21 protein-coding genes and 1 tRNA gene are annotated in these 20681 nt (G+C 61.8%); 12 read left to right on the forward strand and 10 right to left on the reverse strand.

The genetic code is table 11. The features are described 5' to 3' along the window. On the reverse strand, window positions 1-464 hold a 464-nt coding region (locus tag ENZ75_RS01585), incomplete at its 3' end, for a biotin/lipoyl-binding protein (protein WP_164887708.1). 132 nt (window positions 465-596) lie between these two features. Here ENZ75_RS01585 and ENZ75_RS01590 point away from each other — a divergent pair. Then, window positions 597-1331 (forward strand): TetR/AcrR family transcriptional regulator, encoded by a 735-nt coding sequence (locus ENZ75_RS01590; RefSeq protein WP_013528496.1) that lies wholly within the window; start codon window positions 597-599, stop codon window positions 1329-1331. A gap of 91 nt (window positions 1332-1422) precedes the next feature. On the opposite strand, the gene yihA is transcribed toward ENZ75_RS01590, so the two are convergent. The 3 genes from yihA to ENZ75_RS01605 form a co-directional block, all read right to left on the reverse strand. Beyond that, window positions 1423-2082 (reverse strand): ribosome biogenesis GTP-binding protein YihA/YsxC, encoded by a 660-nt coding sequence (gene yihA, locus ENZ75_RS01595; RefSeq protein WP_024502094.1) that lies wholly within the window; start codon window positions 2080-2082, stop codon window positions 1423-1425. Continuing rightward, window positions 2079-2717, reverse strand: a complete 639-nt coding sequence (locus ENZ75_RS01600; protein WP_063170424.1) for a CatB-related O-acetyltransferase — start codon at window positions 2715-2717, stop codon at window positions 2079-2081. The genes yihA and ENZ75_RS01600 overlap by 4 nt, the downstream gene beginning before the upstream one ends. 124 nt (window positions 2718-2841) lie before the next feature. Next, the gene (locus ENZ75_RS01605) at window positions 2842-3156 is read right to left on the reverse strand and encodes a hypothetical protein (protein WP_024502096.1); all 315 of its coding nucleotides are present in this window, start codon (window positions 3154-3156) and stop codon (window positions 2842-2844) included. Between the two features lie 178 nt (window positions 3157-3334). Between ENZ75_RS01605 and ENZ75_RS01610 the strand changes: the two genes are divergently transcribed. Genes ENZ75_RS01610 through ENZ75_RS01620 form a run of 3 tightly spaced genes read left to right on the forward strand, consistent with a single transcriptional unit; the run spans window position 3335 to window position 6622 of the window. After that, window positions 3335-3799, forward strand: coding sequence for a MarR family winged helix-turn-helix transcriptional regulator (locus ENZ75_RS01610; protein WP_013528500.1), 465 nt, complete (start codon window positions 3335-3337; stop codon window positions 3797-3799). Then, the gene (locus ENZ75_RS01615; RefSeq protein WP_082826616.1) at window positions 3792-5084 is read left to right on the forward strand and encodes an HlyD family secretion protein; all 1293 of its coding nucleotides are present in this window, start codon (window positions 3792-3794) and stop codon (window positions 5082-5084) included. Before ENZ75_RS01610 ends, ENZ75_RS01615 begins: the two co-directional genes overlap by 8 nt. Further along, window positions 5081-6622 carry a DHA2 family efflux MFS transporter permease subunit gene (locus ENZ75_RS01620; protein ID WP_063169716.1) on the forward strand — a complete coding sequence of 514 codons (1542 nt, stop codon included), beginning with the start codon at window positions 5081-5083 and terminating at the stop codon, window positions 6620-6622. The genes ENZ75_RS01615 and ENZ75_RS01620 overlap by 4 nt, the downstream gene beginning before the upstream one ends. Before the next feature lie 189 nt (window positions 6623-6811). Here ENZ75_RS01620 and ENZ75_RS01625 read toward each other — a convergent pair whose 3' ends face one another. The 4 genes from ENZ75_RS01625 to rpmH all read right to left on the reverse strand — a co-directional run bounded on the left by ENZ75_RS01625 (window position 6812) and on the right by rpmH (window position 9880). Next, window positions 6812-7372, reverse strand: a complete 561-nt coding sequence (locus ENZ75_RS01625; protein ID WP_063169715.1) for a fasciclin domain-containing protein — start codon at window positions 7370-7372, stop codon at window positions 6812-6814. A gap of 177 nt (window positions 7373-7549) precedes the next feature. Further along, entirely contained in the window at window positions 7550-9361 is a 1812-nt protein-coding gene (gene yidC / locus ENZ75_RS01630) for a membrane protein insertase YidC (protein WP_063169714.1), read from the reverse strand. Between the two features lie 14 nt (window positions 9362-9375). After that, window positions 9376-9729 carry a ribonuclease P protein component gene (gene rnpA, locus ENZ75_RS01635; RefSeq protein ID WP_013528505.1) on the reverse strand — a complete coding sequence of 118 codons (354 nt, stop codon included), beginning with the start codon at window positions 9727-9729 and terminating at the stop codon, window positions 9376-9378. A gap of 16 nt (window positions 9730-9745) precedes the next feature. Continuing rightward, window positions 9746-9880, reverse strand: a complete 135-nt coding sequence (rpmH, locus tag ENZ75_RS01640) for a 50S ribosomal protein L34 (RefSeq protein WP_008833937.1) — start codon at window positions 9878-9880, stop codon at window positions 9746-9748. 278 nt (window positions 9881-10158) lie between these two features. Between rpmH and ENZ75_RS01650 the strand changes: the two genes are divergently transcribed. The 5 genes from ENZ75_RS01650 to ENZ75_RS01670 all read left to right on the forward strand — a co-directional run bounded on the left by ENZ75_RS01650 (window position 10159) and on the right by ENZ75_RS01670 (window position 15444). Then, complete coding sequence (locus ENZ75_RS01650) at window positions 10159-11661, forward strand: HAMP domain-containing sensor histidine kinase (protein WP_027161119.1); 1503 nt, start codon at window positions 10159-10161, stop codon at window positions 11659-11661. A gap of 253 nt (window positions 11662-11914) precedes the next feature. Then, window positions 11915-11991, forward strand: a tRNA-Arg gene (locus ENZ75_RS01655). A gap of 323 nt (window positions 11992-12314) precedes the next feature. Continuing rightward, the gene (locus ENZ75_RS01660; protein ID WP_127224211.1) at window positions 12315-13091 is read left to right on the forward strand and encodes a hypothetical protein; all 777 of its coding nucleotides are present in this window, start codon (window positions 12315-12317) and stop codon (window positions 13089-13091) included. Window positions 13092-13489: 398 nt separating this feature from the next. Then, a complete protein-coding gene (locus tag ENZ75_RS01665) occupies window positions 13490-14470 on the forward strand; it encodes a hypothetical protein (RefSeq protein WP_127224210.1) in 981 nt (326 codons plus the stop codon). Between the two features lie 212 nt (window positions 14471-14682). Then, window positions 14683-15444: an SDR family NAD(P)-dependent oxidoreductase gene (locus ENZ75_RS01670; RefSeq protein ID WP_063169710.1), complete on the forward strand. Its 762-nt coding sequence runs from the start codon at window positions 14683-14685 to the stop codon at window positions 15442-15444. Between the two features lie 28 nt (window positions 15445-15472). On the opposite strand, the gene ENZ75_RS01675 is transcribed toward ENZ75_RS01670, so the two are convergent. Both ENZ75_RS01675 and ENZ75_RS01680 read right to left on the reverse strand, forming a co-directional pair. Continuing rightward, window positions 15473-16042 (reverse strand): TMEM175 family protein, encoded by a 570-nt coding sequence (locus ENZ75_RS01675; RefSeq protein WP_027161123.1) that lies wholly within the window; start codon window positions 16040-16042, stop codon window positions 15473-15475. A 124-nt stretch (window positions 16043-16166) separates the two neighbouring features. Next, on the reverse strand, window positions 16167-16868 hold the full coding sequence (locus ENZ75_RS01680) for a GntR family transcriptional regulator (RefSeq protein ID WP_164745804.1): 702 nt from the start codon (window positions 16866-16868) through the stop codon (window positions 16167-16169). Window positions 16869-17099: 231 nt separating this feature from the next. Between ENZ75_RS01680 and ENZ75_RS01690 the strand changes: the two genes are divergently transcribed. The 3 genes from ENZ75_RS01690 to ENZ75_RS01700 form a co-directional block, all read left to right on the forward strand. Next, window positions 17100-18140, forward strand: coding sequence for an ABC transporter substrate-binding protein (locus tag ENZ75_RS01690; protein ID WP_024502105.1), 1041 nt, complete (start codon window positions 17100-17102; stop codon window positions 18138-18140). A gap of 82 nt (window positions 18141-18222) precedes the next feature. Further along, window positions 18223-19305 (forward strand): ABC transporter ATP-binding protein, encoded by a 1083-nt coding sequence (locus ENZ75_RS01695; protein WP_063169709.1) that lies wholly within the window; start codon window positions 18223-18225, stop codon window positions 19303-19305. Beyond that, on the forward strand, window positions 19305-20681 hold a 1377-nt coding region (locus ENZ75_RS01700), incomplete at its 3' end, for a gamma-glutamyltransferase (RefSeq protein WP_245481121.1). The genes ENZ75_RS01695 and ENZ75_RS01700, both read left to right, overlap by 1 nt.

A 20681-nucleotide genomic window follows, 5' to 3' on the forward strand; every position in this document is an offset into this window, starting at 1 on the left:
CGGGCCGCGTCGGTCTGGGCGTCGATACGGTCGAGCGTCTTGCTCAAGGTGGCGATCTGCGCCTCGGCCTGGGCGACGGCAATCTTGTAATCGCCGTCATCGACGACGAGCAGCGGATCGCCGGCCTTGACCAGCTGGTTCTCGCTGACCTTGACCTGATCGACATAGCCGGAAATCTTGGGCGAGATGAACGCCATGTCCGCCTGGACATAGGCATCGTCCGTCGAGATCATGAAGCGGCCCGTTGTCCAGTAGTCGTACCCATACCAGGCGCCGGCGCCCAGCAAGGCAACACCGATGACCGGCAGCAGGAAGGAACGCACCGAACGCTTCTTCCTGGCCGGAGCCTCTGCCGGCGGCGACGAGACGGGCTGGACAGGTACTTCCGGTGCTTCCGTCGCTGGCGCAACCTTGGCGTTGGGGAAGGGACGGACTTCAGCAGTGGTCGGCGCGTTCGAGGACATGACATCTCTCTAAAGTTATAATATAATATTGAACCGTTCGGTTCGATCCGGCCGTTGACATAGCGCGTAAAGAGGACCATATCAAGGGCAATCGAACCGCTTGGTTCGAATTATTTTCGAGGTGTGACTTTCATGGCCGAGACCCCGCCCAATGTCGAAAACGAGTCGTGTGACGACCTGTTGGAAAGCTTGCGCCGTGGCCGCCCGGCCGCGGGGCAGGATCCGGCCAAGCGCAGCCAGATCATCGACGGCGCCCGTCGTGTCTTCATCGACAAGGGCTTCGAAGCCGCCTCGATGAACGACATCACCCGCGAGGCCGGCGTCTCCAAGGGTACGATCTACGTCTACTTCGCCAACAAGGAAGAGCTGTTCGAGGCGCTGATCGAGGAAGAGCGCGGCACCATCTTCAAGAACATGTATGACGTGCTGGACAATGCCGACAACCTGCGCGAGACGCTGGTGAAGTTCGGCAAGGTGCTGGCTCTCAAGATCACGTCGGCCAAGGTCGTCCAAGCGCAGCGCACGGTGATCGGGGCATCAGACCGGATCCCCGACATGGGCGCGCGTTTTTACGAGCGCGGTCCCAAGCGTGGCCACGACAAGGTCGCGGCCTTTCTCAATGCCGCCATCGAGCGCGACCTGCTGCGCATCGACGATGTCGATCTTGCCGCCTATCAGTTCACCGAACTGTGCCTGGCCGGTCTGTTCCGCCAGTGCATCTTCGCCTACCGCACCAAGGCCCCGACCCAGGACGAGATCGACCACATCGTCAGGTCAGGCGTCAGCATGTTCCTGAAGGCCTACGGCACCGAAAGGCTTGTGGCGGAAGAAGGCCATCAGACGATTGCTATCGAGGCCAAGCCCTAGCCAGACCATGCTCTAACTCTTTGTTTAGACGCAATTCTGGACGGAAAACCGCTTCACACTTTTCCTAGAATTGCTCTAAGGTGCGGATGCTTTAGCCGCCATTGGCGGCAAGCACGATGGCTGCCTGCAATTCCTGAAGGCCCTCGGCCTTTTCAGAAGAGGTGGCCAGCACGAACGGGAACGCCGCCGGCCGCTTCTTGATCTTTGCCAGCGTCTCCTCGATCAGCCTCGGCACGCCGGCAGTCTTGATCTTGTCGGTCTTGGTCAGCACGATCTGATAGGACACCGCCGCCTTGTCGAGCAGCGACAGCACTTCGTCGTCCTTGGCCTTGATGCCATGACGGGCGTCGATCAGCACATAGACGCGTTTCAGCGTGACCCGGCCCTTGAGGTAATCGAAGACCAGCTTGGTCCACTCGTCGACCTTCTCCTTGGGCGCGGTGGCGTAGCCGTAGCCGGGCATGTCGACCAGCGCCAAGGGTGGCAGGTCGGCGCCCTCGCCCGAAAATCCATCCGGCACGAAATAGTTGAGCTCCTGCGTGCGCCCCGGCGTGTTGGAAGTGCGCGCCAGCCCCTTCTGGTTGACCAGCGCATTGATCAGCGACGACTTGCCGACATTCGAGCGGCCGGCAAAGGCGATTTCCGGCGGCCCTTCCGGTGGCAGGAACTTCATCGCCGGCACGCCGCGGATGAAGATCCACCCTCGCGTAAACAGTTCGGTGCCGATTATGCTGCTGTTCAGAGCGTTCAAGCTGCTGCCTCCAGAAGAGAAATATTGACACCCCGGATAGCATCGAGGTTGCGGCTGACCTTGTCTACCGGCCAGTCCCACCACGCCACCGCCAGCAGCCGCCTGATTGTCCGGTCGTCGAAACGCATCTTTACCACCTTGGCCGCGTTGCCGGCGACGATCGCATAGGGCGGCACGTCGTGCGTCACCACCGATTTCGCAGCGACGATGGCGCCGTGGCCGATTTCCACCCCGGGCAGGATCACCGCCTCCATCCCGATCCAGACGTCGTTGCCGACGATGGTGTCGCCGCGCACCTCCTTCGACCAGGTCGCCGGGTTAAAACCCTTTTCCCAGCCATGGCCGAAAATATTGAACGGATAGGTCGAAAAGCCGGACATGGCGTGGTTGGCGCCGTTCATGATGAAGCGCGCGCCCTCGGCGATGGCGCAGAACCTGCCGATGATCAGCTTGTCGCCTATGAACGGATAGTGATGCAGGACGCATTTCTCGGCGAATTTGTCCGGCCCGTCGGGGTCGTCATAATAGGTGAAGTCGCCGATCTCGATGTTTGGCGCGTTCACCAGTCCCTTGAGGAAGCCGACGCGGGTATGCATCGGGATCGGGTGCTTGATGTCTGGGTTGGGTCCGTCCATGTCGAAATCCGTCAGAGAAATGGCCGCCAGGTGCATCCGAAACTCGAATGCGCCCGTTCAAAATAGCGTGGTCCGCCCTATAGCACCAATCGGGTGACGAGCGAGCTTTCCTTGACGGCCTTGCTCATTTGCTGCCGCGGCAAATCACGATCGGATCGGACAGCGCACTGTCGAAACCGCTGCCCTGATAGACGGTGACATTCGTGGCGCCGGGCGGCAGCATGAAGCTGCCTTCGACGATTTTCTGGTCGCCGGCCGGCATGTGGAGAGCCCAGCTATAGGTGCAAAACTGAGGCGGCGCCTGGGGTTCGACGTGGCTGCAGTTCAATTGCGCGCCACCCAGCATGGCGGCGCCGCCGCAACTGACGGCGCCCTTTGCGAGCGCAATGCCCGGCCATCCTGCAATGGCCGCCACGGTCGCGATCTTCAGCCAATTCATCGTCGTATCCTTGCCCGGCAACAGCCCGCTACCTGAGCCTTTGGGTGGGTCGCAGCCCATGCGTCATTTTTTCCAGGCGGGCTTAGTCCGTCTTGCGCACCGCGTCCAGCAAGATTATGTGCATGATGATAATAAGCATGCTCACTAACAGTCGCGCCGAAAAACTCCAGTACCTCCCATGCCATCGTCACCCAACATCAGCTTCGTGCTGCACGATGTCGCGCGCCTGCTTCGAAAGCGGTTCGAGCAGAGGTCGCGGGCATCGGGGCTGACCCGCGCCCAGTGGCAGGTGCTGGCCTATCTCAGCCTGCATGAAGGCATCCACCAGAACAAACTGGCGGACCTGATCGAGATCACGCCGATCACGCTCGCCCGGCTGCTCGACAAGATGGAAGCAAGCGGCTTCATCGAGCGCCGGCCCGATCCCGCTGACCGCCGGGCATGGCTGCTGTACCTGAAGCCGCAAGCCCATCCGCTGATCGAAATCATGCGCGGCAATGGGCGGAAGACGCGTGACGAGGCCTTTGTCGGCCTTTCCGCGGATGCGCAACTGCATCTGCTGCAAACCCTATCCCTCATCAAATCCAATCTGCTCGCGGCTTGCGCCCAGCCTGCCGCCGACCGGGAGAAAACACATGGCTGAATCAACCTCACCAAAGAAGCCTGTCGAAGAAGACGGATCCGCCGCCGACCGGGCGCGCGACCAGGTCATCCGGCTGGACAGCGAACGCGAGCAAAGGCGAGCCAGCACCGTCATCGACAATGACGAGCTCGAATCACCGGTCGCCCTGGAGCCGGCGGCGCTCGAGGCTCCGTCCAAGGAGCCACGCCAGGCCGGGGTTGCGGTGGCGCCTCCGGCGCCGGTCAAGCCCAAGCGCGGCCGGGCACGGCCGATCCTGTTTGCCCTGCTTCCGTTCGCGCTGGTCGTCGGCGGCTATTACTACGTCATCGGCGGCCAGGTCATGACGACCGACAATGCCTACATCCAGGCGCAGTCGCTCGGCGTTTCCACCGATGTCTCCGGCACTGTGTCCGAGATCGACGTGCACGAGAACGAGGCGGTGAAGAAGGACCAGGTGCTTTTCCGGTTGCGGTCGGCCTCTTTCGAAACCGCTCTTGCCGCCGCCCAGGCGCAGCTCGGCACAGTGCGCAACCAGGTGCTGACCTTGCAGGCGAGCTACCAGCAGTCGCAGGCGCTGATCGAGCAGGCGCAGGCCGACATCCCCTATTACGAGGCCGCTTTCCAACGCCAGCAGGATCTGCTCAAGACCTCCACCTCCTCGAAGGCGACCTTCGACAGCGCCCAGCACGACCTCGTCGCCGCCCGCCAGAAAGTGTCCGTTGCCCAAGCGCAGGCACAGGCGACGCTTGCCCAGCTCGGCGGCGACGCCAGCCAGCCGGTGGAGAAGAACCCGTTCTATCTCCAGGCGCAGTCGGCGGTGGACGACGCCCAGCGCAACCTTGCCGATTCCATCGTCAAGGCGCCATTCGACGGCATCGTCACCAATGTCGACGCGCTTCAGGTCGGCAAGTACCTGCCGGCTTCGCAGCCGGCGTTCAGCCTGATTTCGGCGACCGATCTGTGGATCGCGGCGGAGCCTAAGGAAACCGAACTGACCTATGTGCGGCCGGGACAGACGGCGACGATCAGCGTCGACAGCTATCCCGGTGCCGTCTGGCACGGCAGGGTCGCCTCGATCAGCCCGGCGTCGTCGTCGAGCTTCTCGCTGCTTCCGGCGCAGAACACCACCGGCAACTGGGTCAAGGTCGTGCAACGCATTCCGATGCGCGTGACGGTGGACGATCTCCAGGGCAAGCCGCCGCTGCGCGGCGGGATGAGCGTCGTGGTCGGCATCGATACCGGCCATGCGCGCGGCCTGCCGGACTTCGTGACGGACCTCCTCGGTCGGTTCGGACAAAAGTCATGACCGGCGCGTCCGCGACAGGTGGCGTGGTCGCCAATCGCGGCGCCATCACCGCCTGCGTGATCCTGGCCGTGATCATGCAGGCGCTGGACACCACCATCGCCAATGTGGCGCTGCCCTATATCCAGGGCAGCGTTTCGGCCAGCGCCGACCAGATAAACTGGGTGCTGACGTCCTACATCGTCGCGGCAGCCGTCATGACGCCGCCTTCGGGCTATCTTGCCAATCGCTTCGGCCGCAAGCGCATCCTGCTGATCTCGATCACCGGCTTCGTCGTCGCGTCGGTGCTGTGCGGCTTCGCGCAGTCGCTGCCGCAGATCGTCGGCTTCCGCCTGCTGCAAGGCCTGTTCGGCGCAGCCCTGGTGCCGCTGGCGCAGAGCATCCTGCTCGACATCTACAGCGTCGAGGAGCGCGGCTCGGCGATGGCGCTGTTCGGCGTTTCGGTGATGGTCGGGCCGGTGCTCGGGCCGGTCATCGGCGGCTGGCTGACCGAGAATGTCAGCTGGCGCTGGGTGTTCTACATCAACGTACCGATCGGCGCGCTGGCTTTCGCCGGCGTCTCGATGTTCGTCCAGGAAACCAAGACGGACCTCAAGGCCAGGCTGGACTGGCTGGGCTTCGGCATGCTCAGCGTCACCATCGCGTCGCTGCAGATGTTCCTCGATCGCGGCGAGCAGCTCAACTGGTTCTCGTCGTCCGAGATCATCGTCGAGGCGCTGATCTGCGCGTCGGCCTTCTACATCTTCCTCGTCCACACCTTCACCGCCAAAAACACCTTCGTGAACCCGCGGCTGTTCCTCGACAGGAATTTCGCCGTCGGCATGATCTTCATCTTCATCATCGGCATCACCTATCTGGCCTCGCTGGCCCTGATGACGCCCTATCTGCAGACCCTGATGGGCTATCCGGTGGTGACGGCCGGCATCGTCATGGGGCCGCGCGGTCTCGGCACCATGGCTTGCATGTTCCTGGTCGGCAGGCTGATCGGCAAGGTGGACACGCGCTGGCTGCTTCTAACCGGCCTGCTGGTCACCGCCTGGGCGATGTACGACATGACCGGCTGGACCCCTGATGTCTCGCAATGGACGATCATCAGCACCGGCTTCATCCAGGGCGCGGGCCTGGGTTTCCTGTTCGTGCCGCTGACCACCATCACCTTCGCCACGCTGGCGCCGGAGCGGCGCGCGGAAGGCACCGGACTGTACAATCTGTCCCGAAACATCGGCTCCAGCGTCGGCATATCGGTGGTCACCGCGCTGTTGACGCAGAACGTGCAGGTCAACCACGCCAATATCGCCACCTATGTGACGCCCTACAACCAGGCGTTCAGCAATCCGGCGATCTTCCAGGCAATGGATCCCTACAGCGCCGCGGGCCGCGCCGCGCTCGACGGCGTGGTCACGCTGCAGGCCACGATCATCAGCTATATGAACGACTTCAAGCTGATGATGATCCTGTCGCTTGCCGCCATTCCGCTGGTTCTGTTGCTGCGCAAGCCGGCGACTCCGGCCAAGATCGACCACAGCGCCGTGATGGAGTGACGACGCTCGAAACTTATCCGGCTGCACAGGCAACAGCCAAAAAGAAACCGGGGTCCTGTGAGGGACAGGACCCCGGCCAATGCCGATACGACTTCCCAAGAAACATGGCACCTCGTCATGAGGCGGGGATGGCAGGCCCGAGAAAGCCCCAACGGACCTGTCTTGATCCCCTTTGCCGGAAGCCGTTCGTTACTTCGGCAACAGCACCTTGTTGACGACATGGATGACGCCGTTCGACTGGTTGACGTCGGCGATCGTCACTCGCGCCTCGCCGCCTGACTCATCCATGATGTAGAGCTTGCCCTTCTTGACTTCGGCGGTCAGCGTGTCACCGGAGACGGTCTTCATCTCGTATTTGCCGCCCATCGCCTTGGCCTTCTTCATCATCTCGGCGCCCGAAATCTTGCCGGCCACGACATGCGCGGTCAGCACCTTGGTGAGCTTGCCCTTGTTCTCCGGCTTCAGCAGCGTGTCGACGGTGCCCTTGGGCAGTTTCGCAAACGCCGCGTTGGTCGGGGCAAAGACTGTGAACGGGCCAGCGCCCTGCAGCGTGTCGACCAGGCCGGCGGCCTTGACCGCGGCGACCAGCGTCGTGTGGTCCTTCGAATTGACGGCGTTCTCGACGATGTTCTTGGTTGTGTACATCGGCGCGCCGCCGACATTCGGGTTCTTGGCATAGGCGGGCGCGGCAATCGCCACGCCGGCGACGAGTGCGGAAAGGGCGATGATCCTGAATGACGGCAAGCGCATGTGGTCTTCCTCCGTGTGAGGGCTGATCGGAATTGATAGCCTTTGGAAACGCACAGGCAGTCACGCCGCCGAGGGGGCGCAAGTTTCGCCGATCACGGGAACGTGATGCCGGAGCTGCTTAAACGAAAAGCCCCGCGCGAGGCGGGGCTTTGAAGGCTGGAGAAAGCGCTGCGCCTTCTATTCGGCCGGTGATGGTTTCTTTCGGAACAGCGCGACCAGATTGTCCCACAGCTCGATCTTGGCACCCTGGCGCTTCATGATGATGCCCTGCTGGAGGATCGACAGCGTGTTGTTCCAGGCCCAGTAGATGACCAGGCCGGCCGGGAAACCCGCCATCATGAAGGTGAAGATGACAGGCATCCAGGTGAAGATCGCAGCCTGCGTCGGATCCGGCGGCGTCGGGTTCATGCGCATCTGCAGGAACATGGTGACGCCCATGATCAGCGGCCAGACGCCGATCATCAGCATGTGCGGCAGGGTGACCGGGATCAGGCCGAACAGGTTGAACAGCGACGTCGGATCGGGCGCGGCCAGATCCTGGATCCAGCCGAAGAACGGCGCGTGCCGCATTTCGATGGTGATGTAGAGCACCTTGTAGAGCGAGAAGAAGACCGGGATCTGCAGTGCCACCGGCCAGCAGCCGGCAAGCGGGTTGATCTTCTCGGTCTTGTACAGCTCCATCATCGCCTGCTGCTGCTTCATCTTGTCGTCCGCGTATTTCTCGCGGATCTCGAGCATTTTCGGCTGCACCTTCTTCATGTTCGCCATCGACGCGTACGACTTGTTGGCGAGCGGATAGAAGATGGCCTTGACGATGACGGTGGTGGCGAGAATGGCCAGGCCGAAATTGCCGAAGAATTTGTAGAGCGTGTCGATCAGCCAGAACATCGGCTTGGTGATGAAGTGGAACCAGCCCCAGTCGATCAAAAGGTCGAACCGCTTGATATGACGGTCTTCCGCATAGGCGTTGATCTTGCCGACTTCCTTGGCGCCCGCGAAGATCTCGCTCTCCACCGTCGCCGACTGGCCGGCATCGACGGTGATCGGGTCGGTGAGGAAGTCGGACTGGTAGCGATGGCGGCCGTCCTCGAAATAGGCATAGCGCGGCTGGAACGGCTGCTTCTCGGTCGGCACCAGCGTCACCGCCCAGTATTTGTCGGTGATGCCGAGCCAGCCGTCGGTCGACTTGCCCGGCGTGAACTGCTTGTCCTTCTCGATGGACGCGTATTTGTGTTCCTGCAGGCCTTCCGTGCCGGTGAAGCCGATCAGGCCCTCATGCAGCACATAGGTGCTGGCAACGAGCGGCTTGTCGAAGCGGGTGACGCGGCCGTAATTGGACAGCGAGACGGCGGCCGTGCCGGCATTCTGCACCGTGTCGGACACCGTGAACATGTAGTTGGTGTCGACGGAAAAGGTGCGCTTGAAGGTCAGGCCCTTGTCGTTCGAATAGGTCAGCGTGACCGGGGTCGTCGGCGTCAGTGTCGCATTGCCGTCGATAGCCCACACTGTTTCGGGACCGGGCACCGCGCCGGTCTTGTCGTTGCCGACGAAGCCGATCTCGGCATAGTAGCCATTGGGCAGTGCCGCCGGGTTGAGCAGGCTGATCTCGGGCGAGTTCTTGTCGACCGTCTCGGTGTAGTGCTTGAGCTTGAGGTCGTCGAGACGGGCACCGGTCAGGTTGATCGAACCCTCAAGGCTCGGCGTGTCGATCTTCGCGCGGGTCGTCGTGGCGAGCGCCTGTTCGCGGCCGGCCGGCGTGACGGCATCGGTGCCGGGTGCGTTGGGAATGGCGCCAGGGGCGGCGGGCGTTCCGGTGTCGGTACCGGGATTGGTGCCGGCGGCCTTCTTCTGCTCCTCGACGCGCTGCTGTTCGACGCGGGCGGCCTCGCGCTGCGCTTCGCTGCGCGGCAACACATAAAAATATTGCCATACCGCCAGGATCAGCACCGACAGCGCGATGGTGATGAAGAAGTTCCGGTTGTTTTCCATCGAAAGCCCTTGGCCTATCGTGTTCCGCGCAGTCGGCGGGAGAGTTCGGCCTTCAACTGGCCGAACGGAGTGGTAAGCACGTCTTCGCGCCCGACGATGACATAGTCATTGCCAGGCGCCATGTCACTTGCGGCGTGCGTACGGACGGCTTCTCGCAGCCGCCGCCGGACGCGGTTGCGGACAACCGCATTGCCGACCTTCTTGGTGACGGTGTAGCCGACGCGCGGCGACAGGCCGTCGCCGCGGTCGAGAACTTCGACGAGAAAAAGCCGCCCGCGTCGTTTTTCACCACGACGGACAGCCAGGAATTCCGCGCGCTTCAGAAGCCGCTTGGGATTTGGTCCCACTGGCTTGCCGGATGCGGGCAACGATCTCGTCTTCCGTTCAGGCGCTGAGCCGCTTGCGACCGCGGTTGCGGCGAGCTGCGACGACGCCGCGACCACCCTTGGTGGCCATGCGGGCACGAAAGCCGTGCCGACGTTTGCGGACGAGTTTGGACGGTTGGTAGGTACGCTTCATTTGTTTTAATACCGCGGGGTGCGGCCCTTCTTGATTCTGTCACTGTGTAACAGGAGCTTTGCCGAGCCGGCTTTGGCGCGATCGAAACCGCGCCGGGACGAATGGCCCGAGCGTGTGCGGGCTTATAGAAAGAAGGCTTTTGGAAGTCAATCCGGAGTCGTCGGGCCGAAAGCTTCGCCATTCAGGCCGGTTTATGTTTGCGACCAAGGATGAAATTGGCAAAAAAGCCGTAATCGCCTAATCTGCGTTGATCAAGTGATCGTGAAGACATTAGCCGCATGAGCGAAACCATACAGGCACAGGAAGGGATCGGCACGGCGGGGTCCACCGAGGCGCCGGCCAGCGTGCGCACGGTGCCGCTGTCGCGCGGCCTGTCGACCAAGCTGCTGCTGCTGACCATCGTCTTCGTGCTGCTGGCCGAAGTGCTGATCTTCCTGCCCTGGATCGCCAGCTACCGGCTGAACTGGCTGAAGGAGCGGCTGAGCACGGCGGCGGCGGTGTCGATCGTGCTGGTGCAGGGTGAACCCACCTCGCTGTCGCGCACGGCGCAGAACGACGTGCTGATGGCGATCGGCGCCAAGGCGATCGCGGTGCGCGACGGAGGCGTCTCGCGGCTGCTGGTGGTGGCCGAAATGCCGCCGAAGGTCGACGAACACATCGATATCGCCTCGATCGGCATGATCAAGGGCATGACCGGTGCGCTCGACACGTTGTTTTTCGGCGGCGACCGTATGCTGCGCGTCTTCGGTCCGGTCGGCGAATCCGACAAGGAGTTCGAGCTGATCATGCCCGACAACAGCCTGCGCAACGCGATGCTGCGCTATTCGCGCAACGTCGCCTTCGTCTCGCTGCTGATCTCGCTGTTCACCGCCATGCTGGTCTACGCCGCCATCGACCTGATCATGATCGGGCCGATCCGGACGATGACGCGCTCGATGCTGTCCTTCTCCGAGGCGCCCGACGATCCCGGGCGGATCATCCATCCGGCTGCCCGCGCCGACGAGATCGGCGTTGCCGAGCGCGAGCTGTCGCAGATGCAGGAACGGCTGCAAAAAATGCTCTCCGAGCAGAAGCATCTTGCCGATCTCGGCCTGGCGGTTTCCAAGATCAACCATGACATGCGCAACATCCTGGCTTCGGCGCAGCTGATGTCGGACCGCTTGCGTCAGGTCAAGGATCCGACGGTGCAGGCCTTCGCGCCGAAACTGCTGCGCGCGCTCGACCGCGCCGTGTCTTATTCCGAAGGCGTGCTTCACTACGGCCGCACGCAGGAGCCGCCGCCGGCGCGCCGACGCCTGAGGCTGCGGCAACTGGTCGAGGACGTGCACGGCCTGCTGGACATTGAGCAAGGCATCGAGTTCGTCAATTCGGTCGAGCCGGCCTTCGAGGTCGATGCCGATTCCGACCAGTTGTTCAGGGTGCTGACCAATCTGTGCCGGAATTCCGTGCAAGCGATGGCGACCGACAGTGAAAGCGCCCTGGTGCGCCGCCTGGCGGTGTCGGCCGTGCGCCTGGGCAGCGTCAGCCGCATCGCCGTCAGCGACACCGGCCCCGGCCTGCCGCCCAAGGCGCGGGAAAACCTGTTCGCGGCCTTTCGCGGCTCGGCGCGCAGCGGCGGCACCGGCCTTGGCCTGGCGATCGCGCACGAACTGATCCGCGCGCATGGCGGCACGGTCGAGCTGGTCGAGAGCATTGGCGGGCGCACCACATTCGCCGTCACCATCCCCGACCAGCCGGTCCGGCTCGACCAGGCCCGCAACGGCCTGCGCCGCCCGGCGTGACGGTTTAGAGCGCCGGGTCGCCCGGCCCTCTTGTCCTCTGGCCCGATGCTTCTTCCAATGAGCAGGAACCGGCTCAACTTCGGACCGTTGCCATCTGCCGGAATCCCAGCCTTCATCACCAACCAAGGCACTTGTGACAAAACTTTTGCCGGATCGGCTTGCTTTTCCGAAATTCAGTCGCTAGGGAACACGTCTCGTCGCGACCGGTCGTTTACGATCGGATTGCGGGGTCATGGAAAGCATGGCCTGTTGCGCGCCCGTAGCTCAGCTGGATAGAGCACCAGACTACGAATCTGGGGGTCAGGAGTTCGAATCTCTTCGGGCGCGCCAAACAATTATATGAGACCGTTGGGATTTCCGACCTTTTCTATGTTGCCTTCAACAGCCTAGAGGGGAACAAAAAGCCGTAAAAATCCCGGAATGGGGCTCAAAGCCCCACGGATACTCCCACTAATTCATATGCGGTTCACTGGCTGTCCTACTCTCATCGAGGGTGACAAACCGTGAGGAAGCCATTCTCGGGCAGCCTCACGGAACGGGTAGCAGTTGCGCATTGCCGATCTTCCCGCCATCTATGCAAGAAGGCGCGGGGATCAATCAAGGCAATGCTTAAACCCTTTGGGAAGTGGTTCGTTACGAATTGGGAACGGGTCTTGTTTGTGATCGTCGGCTTGGCCCTGCTCGGCGCGAGCCTGACATTGATCTATCAGGAAAAAGTGACAGAAGCCGCCGCAGTCTTTGGCCTTGGCTTTCTCAGCTTTCTCTACGCCAACGTTTCGCGCTTCAAACGCTTCAAAGGGCTGGGCTTTGAAGCGGAGCTTTGGGAGGACAAGCAGAAAGAAGCCGCTGACCTCATTGAACGCTTGCGCGATATCGTTTCGATCTACACGCGGGAAGTTATACTTGGAAAGGTGAAGGCGGGGCGTATCGGGGTTGCAGGAAAGTGGAATGATCATTGGAAGCTCTATGATGATCTTGTCACGCAGCACAACACCCTTGGACAGAAGGTCGATTTTTCGGACATCAAAAAGGAAATGGATGACACTTTCCTTTTCGACATGACGATGCCCGAAATCAGGAAACTAAGAGCCGCTACGAATAAAGGAAAAGAGGCTGCAAGGCAAAGGATCGAGCAGGAGTTTGGAAGTCCCGTCCGTGACAATGAAGGCTACAATCGGCGCTGGGCGCAGTTTCGCGAGATACCTGAAGACATCAAAGACCCCTTCAAGATTTCGATCAAGGAGGATTTGGCAGGTTACGCCTTGAAGGTCTGGCGGGAAACCAAAGAACGGCTCAAACGAGATTTTGACGTGGACGCGGATGTTGACCAAAAGGTCCTTGATCGGTTCGTAACAATCTCAAAGCTCTATCAGTCCCGACCGGTTCAAGTGACGGACGAAATGATCGCATGGGCGAACCGGGAGGACTGAAATACTCCTTGCGCTTCAGTTCAAGTTCGGCAGACCTCATAGATCTCATGCGGACGACCTAGCTGGTCATGAACTCAGCCTGTTCATCGTGCCAGCCCTTCATCCACCTTTCACGGCGACCGCTATCCGTATAGGGGCATTTGCGCAGCGGGACGTGGCGTCGACAGGCTTTCTGCCCCTCTTCATAGACCGACCCGCCACCGTGAAGGTGCTCTTGTAAAAGGGCGGCACTGATTGTTGACTTCGGCATTTCATTGTCTCCGGTTTGAGTGCCGGAACATGGGAACGCGGCGACGGGGCAACAATCCGCAATTTTCGAACATCTATGGGAAAAGCGTCGACCTGTCCGTTACTTCCTTCTCCATCATATAATTGTTCCGCACGACCGGAGGTCCTAAGTGACGCTTGAAGAAGCTATTGCCGAGCATATGCAGCTAATCGACTTGGAGCTTCAGGTGGAGGAGCTCCCACTTTGGCAACGTCCGCTTAGGGCTTCAATCAAGTTCGTTCTAGAAAGCATTCTGGACATTCGGGGCGACACGAAGGAGGATTTTGCAGGGAAACCATGGTTTGCGGTGATCTTCCACCATATTGAGACATGGTATCGCGATACCTACGGAAGTGCTTTTGATCAGAGTAGCGGGGAGGGTTTTGCGTCGGGCGTAGTGCTTGTTCGGCATGTCCCGATTGAAATCCGCGTTCCACTAACACGCACCACGCCGGGGACACCTGGTGAAACCGTTTGGCTTCATTTCCCCCTTGGCATTGAACAGGGCGAGACGCCCACCGACTGGCTCGTAAACCCGCCCAACCTCGCGAAGATAGACCTGACGGAAAGCCGAAAACTGAAAACGAGGACGACGGCGGTGGCCACCGCCTTGCGCAGGATCAGAATGAACACGATGGGAGTGACCGCGCCGGATCATGAAATCACGGAATTGATTGATGGGGTTCTTTCTGATCTTCAAAACGCGGCAATAGGTCTGCTTACTGATAGTGATACCGCAAGGGGCGCTGCAATGTGGTCGATGCAGATGGCAATCGAACGGACGATAAAGGCATTCATTCTTCAAAAGACAGGCAGAAAGTATCGTGAAACCCACGACCTTTTTTACCTTTACGACGACGCGCTTCCGCATTGTTCCGGCATCAACCGCGGCCTCCTAAAGAAGCTCCCCAATTCACGCGAGATGATGGAAGGACGGTACGGTCTGGGTACGAAATGGACAATCCGCTATGCGACGGAAGCCTACTTCGCGGCGCTCATGCTCATTTCCGAGTTCTCAGCCCGGTATGATCGCAAGATAAGTGTCGGCGGCAGTCGGGTCCACCTCAAGCGTCCACCTTGGCTCACCTTGCCGAAGCCTGTCACAACCTAGGACTATTTCCCCCTACTTCTTTTTCACAGCCGCGAGCTGGTCGGACTGAATTTCCATGATGGAACGTGTTTCGGGTTTCCATACCGTCGACGCGCTGCATGCGATTTAACAGGAAAAATAGGCGCGCTATGTACCCCATGGATTATATGGTTCGACGATTGTGACCGCTGGCGTTCGACCGCGCACGGCAGGCGGAACCAACGGAGCCTGAATTGACATCCATCACTACCACCAAGCGAGCACTTATCACCGGGACCGGAGCGGCCGACGGCATCGGCTTCGCCATTGCCCGCCAGCTCGGCCATGCCGGCCATGCCGTTTTTCTCACCGGTGCCAGTGGGCGTGTGCTCGATCGCGCCGTTGAGCTCCGTGCAGAAGGCATCGACGCCAAGGCCGTGGTCGCCGATCTCACCATCGCTGCCGATGTCGCGCGGTTGCGGGCTGATGTCGGCGCGGTCGGCATCCTGGTCAACAATGCCGGCATGGGCTCGCTGGCATCGCCATCGGTCGACAAGGCGTTTCTCGCCATGACCGAGGCCGACTGGGATCAGGGGATCGACGTCAGCCTGAAGACGGCATTCCTCGTCACCAAGGCGTTTCTGCCGGCGATGGTCGAAGCGGGCTATGGGCGTATCGTCAATGTGGCGTCGGTCACCGGACCGCTGGTGTCTTTCGAAGGCACATCAGCCTATTCCGCCGCCAAGGCCGGCATGGTCGGCCTGACACGCACGCTGGCGCTCGAAGTGGCGAAAAACGGCATCACGGCCAACGCCGTGGCTCCCGGCTGGATCGAAACAGGGTCGTCGAGCGAGATGGAGCGGCAAGCCGCCCTGAATACGCCGCCGGCGCGGGCCGGGCGACCGGATGAGGTGGCCGCCGCGGTCGTGTTCCTGGCCTCGGAAGGCGCCAGCTATGTCAACGGCGCCCTGCTGGTGGTCGATGGCGGCAACAGCCTTCAGGAGCGCAAGGGCTGAAGCCGTCCAACGCGTCGGGTGCGAGAATTCAGCCTTTGCCCGAGCTTTTGCCTGCCCCCGGCGCTTCCGGCCTGAGATAGACGGCCAAGCAGCAGCAACAGATCGCCAAGCCCGCGACTGGATATTTCAGGGCGACCAGCCCCGCCAGCGCGAATAGGCAGAGCGTCGCGAGCGACCGGATGCGCATGCGCTTGCGCACCGCGAGCGGAACCGCGTTCTCCGGCATCGGGTCGATGAGTTCGCGGATCAGAAGAATGTAGGTCAGGTTCACCAGGAAGAAGACGGCGGCGTAGAAGGCGACCGGCTGCGGCGCCAGCTCGCTGACCGCCATCCACGCGGTCGCCAGCGGCAGCAGCGAAACCGAGAACAGATGCGCGAAATTGTACCACATCAGGCTGGCTGTCGCCTCCCTGGCGTGGCGTAACAGATGATGATGGTTCGCCCAGACGATGGCGATGAAGAGATAGCTGACGCTGTAGCTCAGCCATGTCGGCCAGAGCTCCAGAAGCGCCTTGAACGTCGGCAACTCCGGCGGGCGCAAGTCGAGGACCAGCACCGTGATGAGGACGGCGAACACGCCATCCGAAAATGCGCTCAACCGATCGAGCCCTGTCGAGGGAAGCACTGGACCGTCCTCGTCGCAGTTCGTGAGACATATAGTAGTGCTGTCGATAGCAATATCCATGGCCGCTCGGACCATCTGACGCCGCCGCCAGCGCCGCTCAGGACGCCTTGGCCAGAAAACTCTGGTAGTCCGATTTCGCCTGCAGCAGGCGCAGCACATTGTCGCGCGAGCCCCTTACGTGGGCGCGGGCCAGCGTGCCGGCTCGGGCGGCATCGCCGGCGCAGATCGCCTCGACGATCTCGGCATGCTCGTCGCGGGCGATCTTCCATTCGTCGAGCCACAACAGTTCGGTCCAGACATAGTGCTGGCACTTGTCGAGGATGCCGCACAGCATGCCATGCAGCATCGCATTGCCGCTGATTTCGGCGATGACGCGGTGCAGGTCGATGCCGACTTCGAGCTCCTGGAATTTTTCGCGCGTGGTGCGCTCCGGAATGGCGGCCAGCCGCTCGCATTCGGCCAGCATGGCACGCAGCCGCGCCTTGTCCTGTTCCGTCGCAGCAGCGGCGGCCAGTGCCGTCGCGTGGCCGTCGAGCAGTTCGCGGATCTCGAAGGCCTCGCGGAACATGTTGATGTCGAACTCGGTGACGACATAGCCCTGGCGCGGCCGGCCGGTGACCAGGCCGTCGCGCTCGAGGCGGTTGAAGGCCTCGCGCACCGGGGTGCGGCTGACAGTCAGCTTCGCCGCGATGTCGTTTTCGGTGACGCGTGAGCCCGGCGGAATCTGGCCGGTCACGATCATCGCCTTGAGCGCGGAATAGACCGAGTCGCGCAGCGTGTTTTTGGTTTCCTTGGCCAAGTTCCGTTTCCAGTTCTCCGGTCTTTCCGCCGGCATATGTTCTCATGCATAGCTGTATTCAAAGTCGGCGCGGTTTGCCACGCCCCGGCGCCCCATCTCCCAGCCCGGGTTGACGGCCCCAGGCGCGCCGATCGGTGTTGACATCGCTGATCCCCAAGCTACACTCAAAATTGTATACAAAATAGAATGCGAAATCAAAAACAATGGGAACACCGGTGGAGAGCCGAAAAAATGAACAGGACCAGAAGCGTTAGTATCGTTGCGATGGCGGGCCTCATGGCCTCCCTCGCGGCCCCCGCAATGGCGGGCGACACCATCACCGTCGCCTCGTGGGGCGGCACCTACCAGGAAGCGCAGACCAAGGCGTTCTTCAAGCCGACCGCCGACGCGCTCGGCATCACCATCAAGGAGGACACCACCAACGGCCTCGACGACGTACGGCTGCAGGTAACCGGCAATGCGGTGAAATGGGACATCACCGAGCTTGGCGCCGACGAATGCGCACGCGGCTCGAAGGAAGGGCTGTTCGAGAAGCTCGACTACGGCATTATCGACAAGAGCGGCATCAATCCGAAGCTTGTCCATGATGACTGGGTCGGCATTTCCTACACCTCCGTCGTGCTGATCTACCGGACCGATGTGTTCGGCGACAAAGGCCCCAAGACCTGGGCCGACTTCTGGAACGTGGAAAAGTTTCCGGGACGGCGCGCGTTGAGCGGCAGCCAGGCGACCGAAACGCTGAGCGTCGCGGCTCTCGCCTCGGGCCTGCCGATCGACAAGGTCTATCCCGTGGATGTCGACGGCGCGCTGAAATCCGTCGACAAGATCCGTGGCCATGTCGACGCCTGGTGGACCTCCGGCGCTCAGGCCATGCAATTGGTCAAGGATGGCGAAGTCGACATGGCGAGCATCTGGAACGGCCGTGCCGGCACCTTGAAGAAGGAAGGCGCGCCGGTCAGCTTCTCCTTCGACCAGGGCGTGCTGACCGCCGACTGCATGGTCATCCCCAAGGGTGCCAAGAACAAGGAAGCCGCGATGAAGGCGCTTGCGATGTTCGTCAGCCCGCAGCTGCAGGCCAATCTGCCGCTCTACGTCGACAATGGCCCAGTAAACGAGAAGGCTTTCGAGACCGGCAAGATCCCGCAGGACAGGATCAAGGACATCAATTCGGCGCCCGAAAACGTCAAGAAACAGGTGCTGCAGGACGCCGAGTTCTGGCGCGACAATCTGGTCGAGGCGACGGAGAAGTTCAACAATCTGGTCCAGCAATAGGCCGCGGACACAAGCTTACGGCGGGCAGCGTAACCAGCCACTGCCTCGCCACCTGTTCTCTGCGGCTAAGGAGCGAAAAATCTTGTCCATTGCGCCATCCGCGTTGCCCATCGGCATGCGCGGGATCGAGAAACGATTTGGCAGCGTCCCGGTGCTGCGCGACCTTAACCTCGATGTCGAGGCCGGCGAATTCCTGACGCTGCTCGGCCCTTCCGGTTCCGGCAAGACGACGCTGCTGATGATCCTGGCCGGTTTCGTGCGGGCCAATGCCGGCTCGATCAAGGTCGGCGGCGACGAGATCATCACCACGCCGCCGCACAAGCGCAACATCGGCATGGTGTTCCAGAACTACGCGCTGTTTCCGCACATGAACGTCTTCCACAACATCGCCTTTCCGCTGAAGCAGCGCGGCGTCGCCGCCGCCGAGACGGCCGAACGTGTCGAGAAGGCGCTCGATCTGGTGAAATTGCAGGGCCTGGGCGAACGCCGGGTCGACCAGCTTTCCGGCGGCCAGCGACAGCGTGTGGCGCTGGCACGCGCCATCGTCTTCGAGCCGCGCATCGTGCTGATGGACGAACCCTTGTCGGCGCTCGACAAGGGCCTGCGCGAGCACATGCAGATCGAGCTGCGCGCCCTGCATCGCCGGCTCGGCATGACCACCGTCTATGTCACGCACGACCAGCGCGAAGCCATCACCATGTCCGACCGCATCGCGGTCATGAACGCCGGGCGCATCGAACAGCTCGACAAGCCTGAAACCCTCTACGCCAGGCCGCAAACGCGATTTGTAGCCGGCTTCATCGGCGAATCGAATTTCATTCCGGTCGAGTGCCGCAACGGCTCCGTCTGGTACGAGGACCGGAGAATCCATACCGCGGCACCAGTGCCGGCAGCTGGCCAGCACCTGATGGTGGTGCGGCCGGAAAAGCTGCGGCTCCTGGCAGACGCCGAACCGACAAGCGGCGTCAACGTGCTCGAGGCGAAAGTCAGCGACATCATCTATCAGGGCGACAGCTTCGTCTGCTACGCGGCGTTGCGCGACGGCCGCCAGCTGACTTTGCGCGACTATTGCCGCAGCGATGTGCTGGCCAAAATGCCGGCGCCCGGCCAGCCAGTCTCATTCGGTCTCGATGCGCAGGACACGATCCTGGTGGCGGCAGACTGATGAGCGCGCAGCCCGCCCTCATGGAAGAGATCGGCAGCGCCGCAGGCCGGGAGCTCAACACGCAGGGACTTCACGCCGACGCCCGGCGTGAATCACTACGGCTGCTGGCGCTGTTGTCGCCAAGCCTGCTTCTGGTCTTCGCCATCATCATCGTGCCGATCGGCTGGCTGTTCTGGCTGTCGCTGTTCGACGAAGCGGGCGGCTTCAGCGCCGCCAATTATGCGCGATTCTTCGAGCAGGCCTCCTACATCAAGACCTTCATCACCACCTTCAAGGTCGCCTTCATCGTCACCGGCGCCTGCGTGCTGCTCGGCTCGGCCGGCGGCATTGATTTCACCAGATCAATTCGCAGAAGCGACCAATTTGCAGAAGTGACTAGGGGATATTCAGACAGAATGCGTGATTTCCAGTTTCCCGGCCGCTCGCCGGTTCGTGCCACCGAGGCGGTTGCCGCGACCTCGCATCCGCTTGCAACGCTTGCGGCCATCGACATGCTGCGCTCCGGCGGCAATGCCATGGACGCCGCGGTCTGCGCCGCCGCCGTGCAGGGTGTGGTCGAGCCGCAATCGACGGGCATCGGTGGCGACTGCTTCGTGCTTTATTCTCCCGGAGGACAAGGCAATGTGCTGGCCTTCAACGGCTCGGGGCGAGCGCCGGCCAGGGCGACGGTCGGCTGGTATCTCGAAAAAGGCTTCGACCGCATCCCGCTGCAGGGTCCGCATGCGGTCACCGTACCCGGCGCCGTCGACGCCTGGAGCCGCCTGCTCGAAGACCATGGCCGCAAGGGCCTTGCCGAGGCGCTGACGCCGGCCATTCACTATGCCGAGAACGGCTATGTCGTGCACGACCGCGTCGCCTTCGACTGGGCCGAGCCGGAGACCGACCTGTCGGCCGACGAGCATGCCGCGCGCATCTTCCTGCCCGGCGGCAGGGCGCCGAAGGCGGGTGACGTCCATCGGCAGCCGGAACTGGCGGCGACCTTGCGCATCATCGCCAAACACGGCCGGTCCGGTTTCTACGAAGGCGCGGTCGCCGACGATATGGTGAGCCGGCTCAACGAATTGGGCGGACTTCATACGGCCGAGGATTTTGCCGCGACCAGAGGCGACTATGTGGCGCCGGTCAGCACCTCCTATGGCGGCCATGAGATCCACCAGATGCCGCCGAACAATCAGGGGCTGACGGCGCTTTTGATGCTCAATTTGCTGTCGGGCTTCGAGCTTGGCGGGCTCGACCCCAATGGCGCCGAACGCCTGCATCTGGAGATCGAGGCCGGACGCCTGGCTTACCGCGACCGCGACCGCTATGTCGGCGACCAGGACCATGTCCCGGTGCCCCTGAAGCAGCTCCTGTCCGGCGCCTATGCCGACCGGCTA

Origin of the sequence: Mesorhizobium sp. M7A.F.Ca.CA.002.04.1.1, assembly GCF_004022805.1 — a bacterium.
Lineage (GTDB): Bacteria > Pseudomonadota > Alphaproteobacteria > Rhizobiales > Rhizobiaceae > Mesorhizobium > Mesorhizobium ciceri.

Bases quoted from the DNA above. Each gene is read 5' to 3' on its own strand.
- ENZ75_RS01620 (WP_063169716.1), top strand. From the start codon at position 5,081: ATGACCGGCGCGTCCGCGACAGGTGGCGTGGTCGCCAATCGCGGCGCC.
- ENZ75_RS01615 (WP_082826616.1), top strand. From the start codon at position 3,792: ATGGCTGAATCAACCTCACCAAAGAAGCCTGTCGAAGAAGACGGATCC.
- rpmH (WP_008833937.1), bottom strand. From the start codon at position 9,880: ATGAAGCGTACCTACCAACCGTCCAAACTCGTCCGCAAACGTCGGCAC.
- ENZ75_RS01590 (WP_013528496.1), top strand. From the start codon at position 597: ATGGCCGAGACCCCGCCCAATGTCGAAAACGAGTCGTGTGACGACCTG.
- ENZ75_RS01650 (WP_027161119.1), top strand. From the start codon at position 10,159: ATGAGCGAAACCATACAGGCACAGGAAGGGATCGGCACGGCGGGGTCC.
- ENZ75_RS01690 (WP_024502105.1), top strand. From the start codon at position 17,100: ATGAACAGGACCAGAAGCGTTAGTATCGTTGCGATGGCGGGCCTCATG.
- ENZ75_RS01610 (WP_013528500.1), top strand. From the start codon at position 3,335: ATGCCATCGTCACCCAACATCAGCTTCGTGCTGCACGATGTCGCGCGC.
- ENZ75_RS01625 (WP_063169715.1), bottom strand. From the start codon at position 7,372: ATGCGCTTGCCGTCATTCAGGATCATCGCCCTTTCCGCACTCGTCGCC.
- yidC (WP_063169714.1), bottom strand. From the start codon at position 9,361: ATGGAAAACAACCGGAACTTCTTCATCACCATCGCGCTGTCGGTGCTG.
- ENZ75_RS01600 (WP_063170424.1), bottom strand. From the start codon at position 2,717: ATGGACGGACCCAACCCAGACATCAAGCACCCGATCCCGATGCATACC.
- ENZ75_RS01605 (WP_024502096.1), bottom strand. From the start codon at position 3,156: ATGAATTGGCTGAAGATCGCGACCGTGGCGGCCATTGCAGGATGGCCG.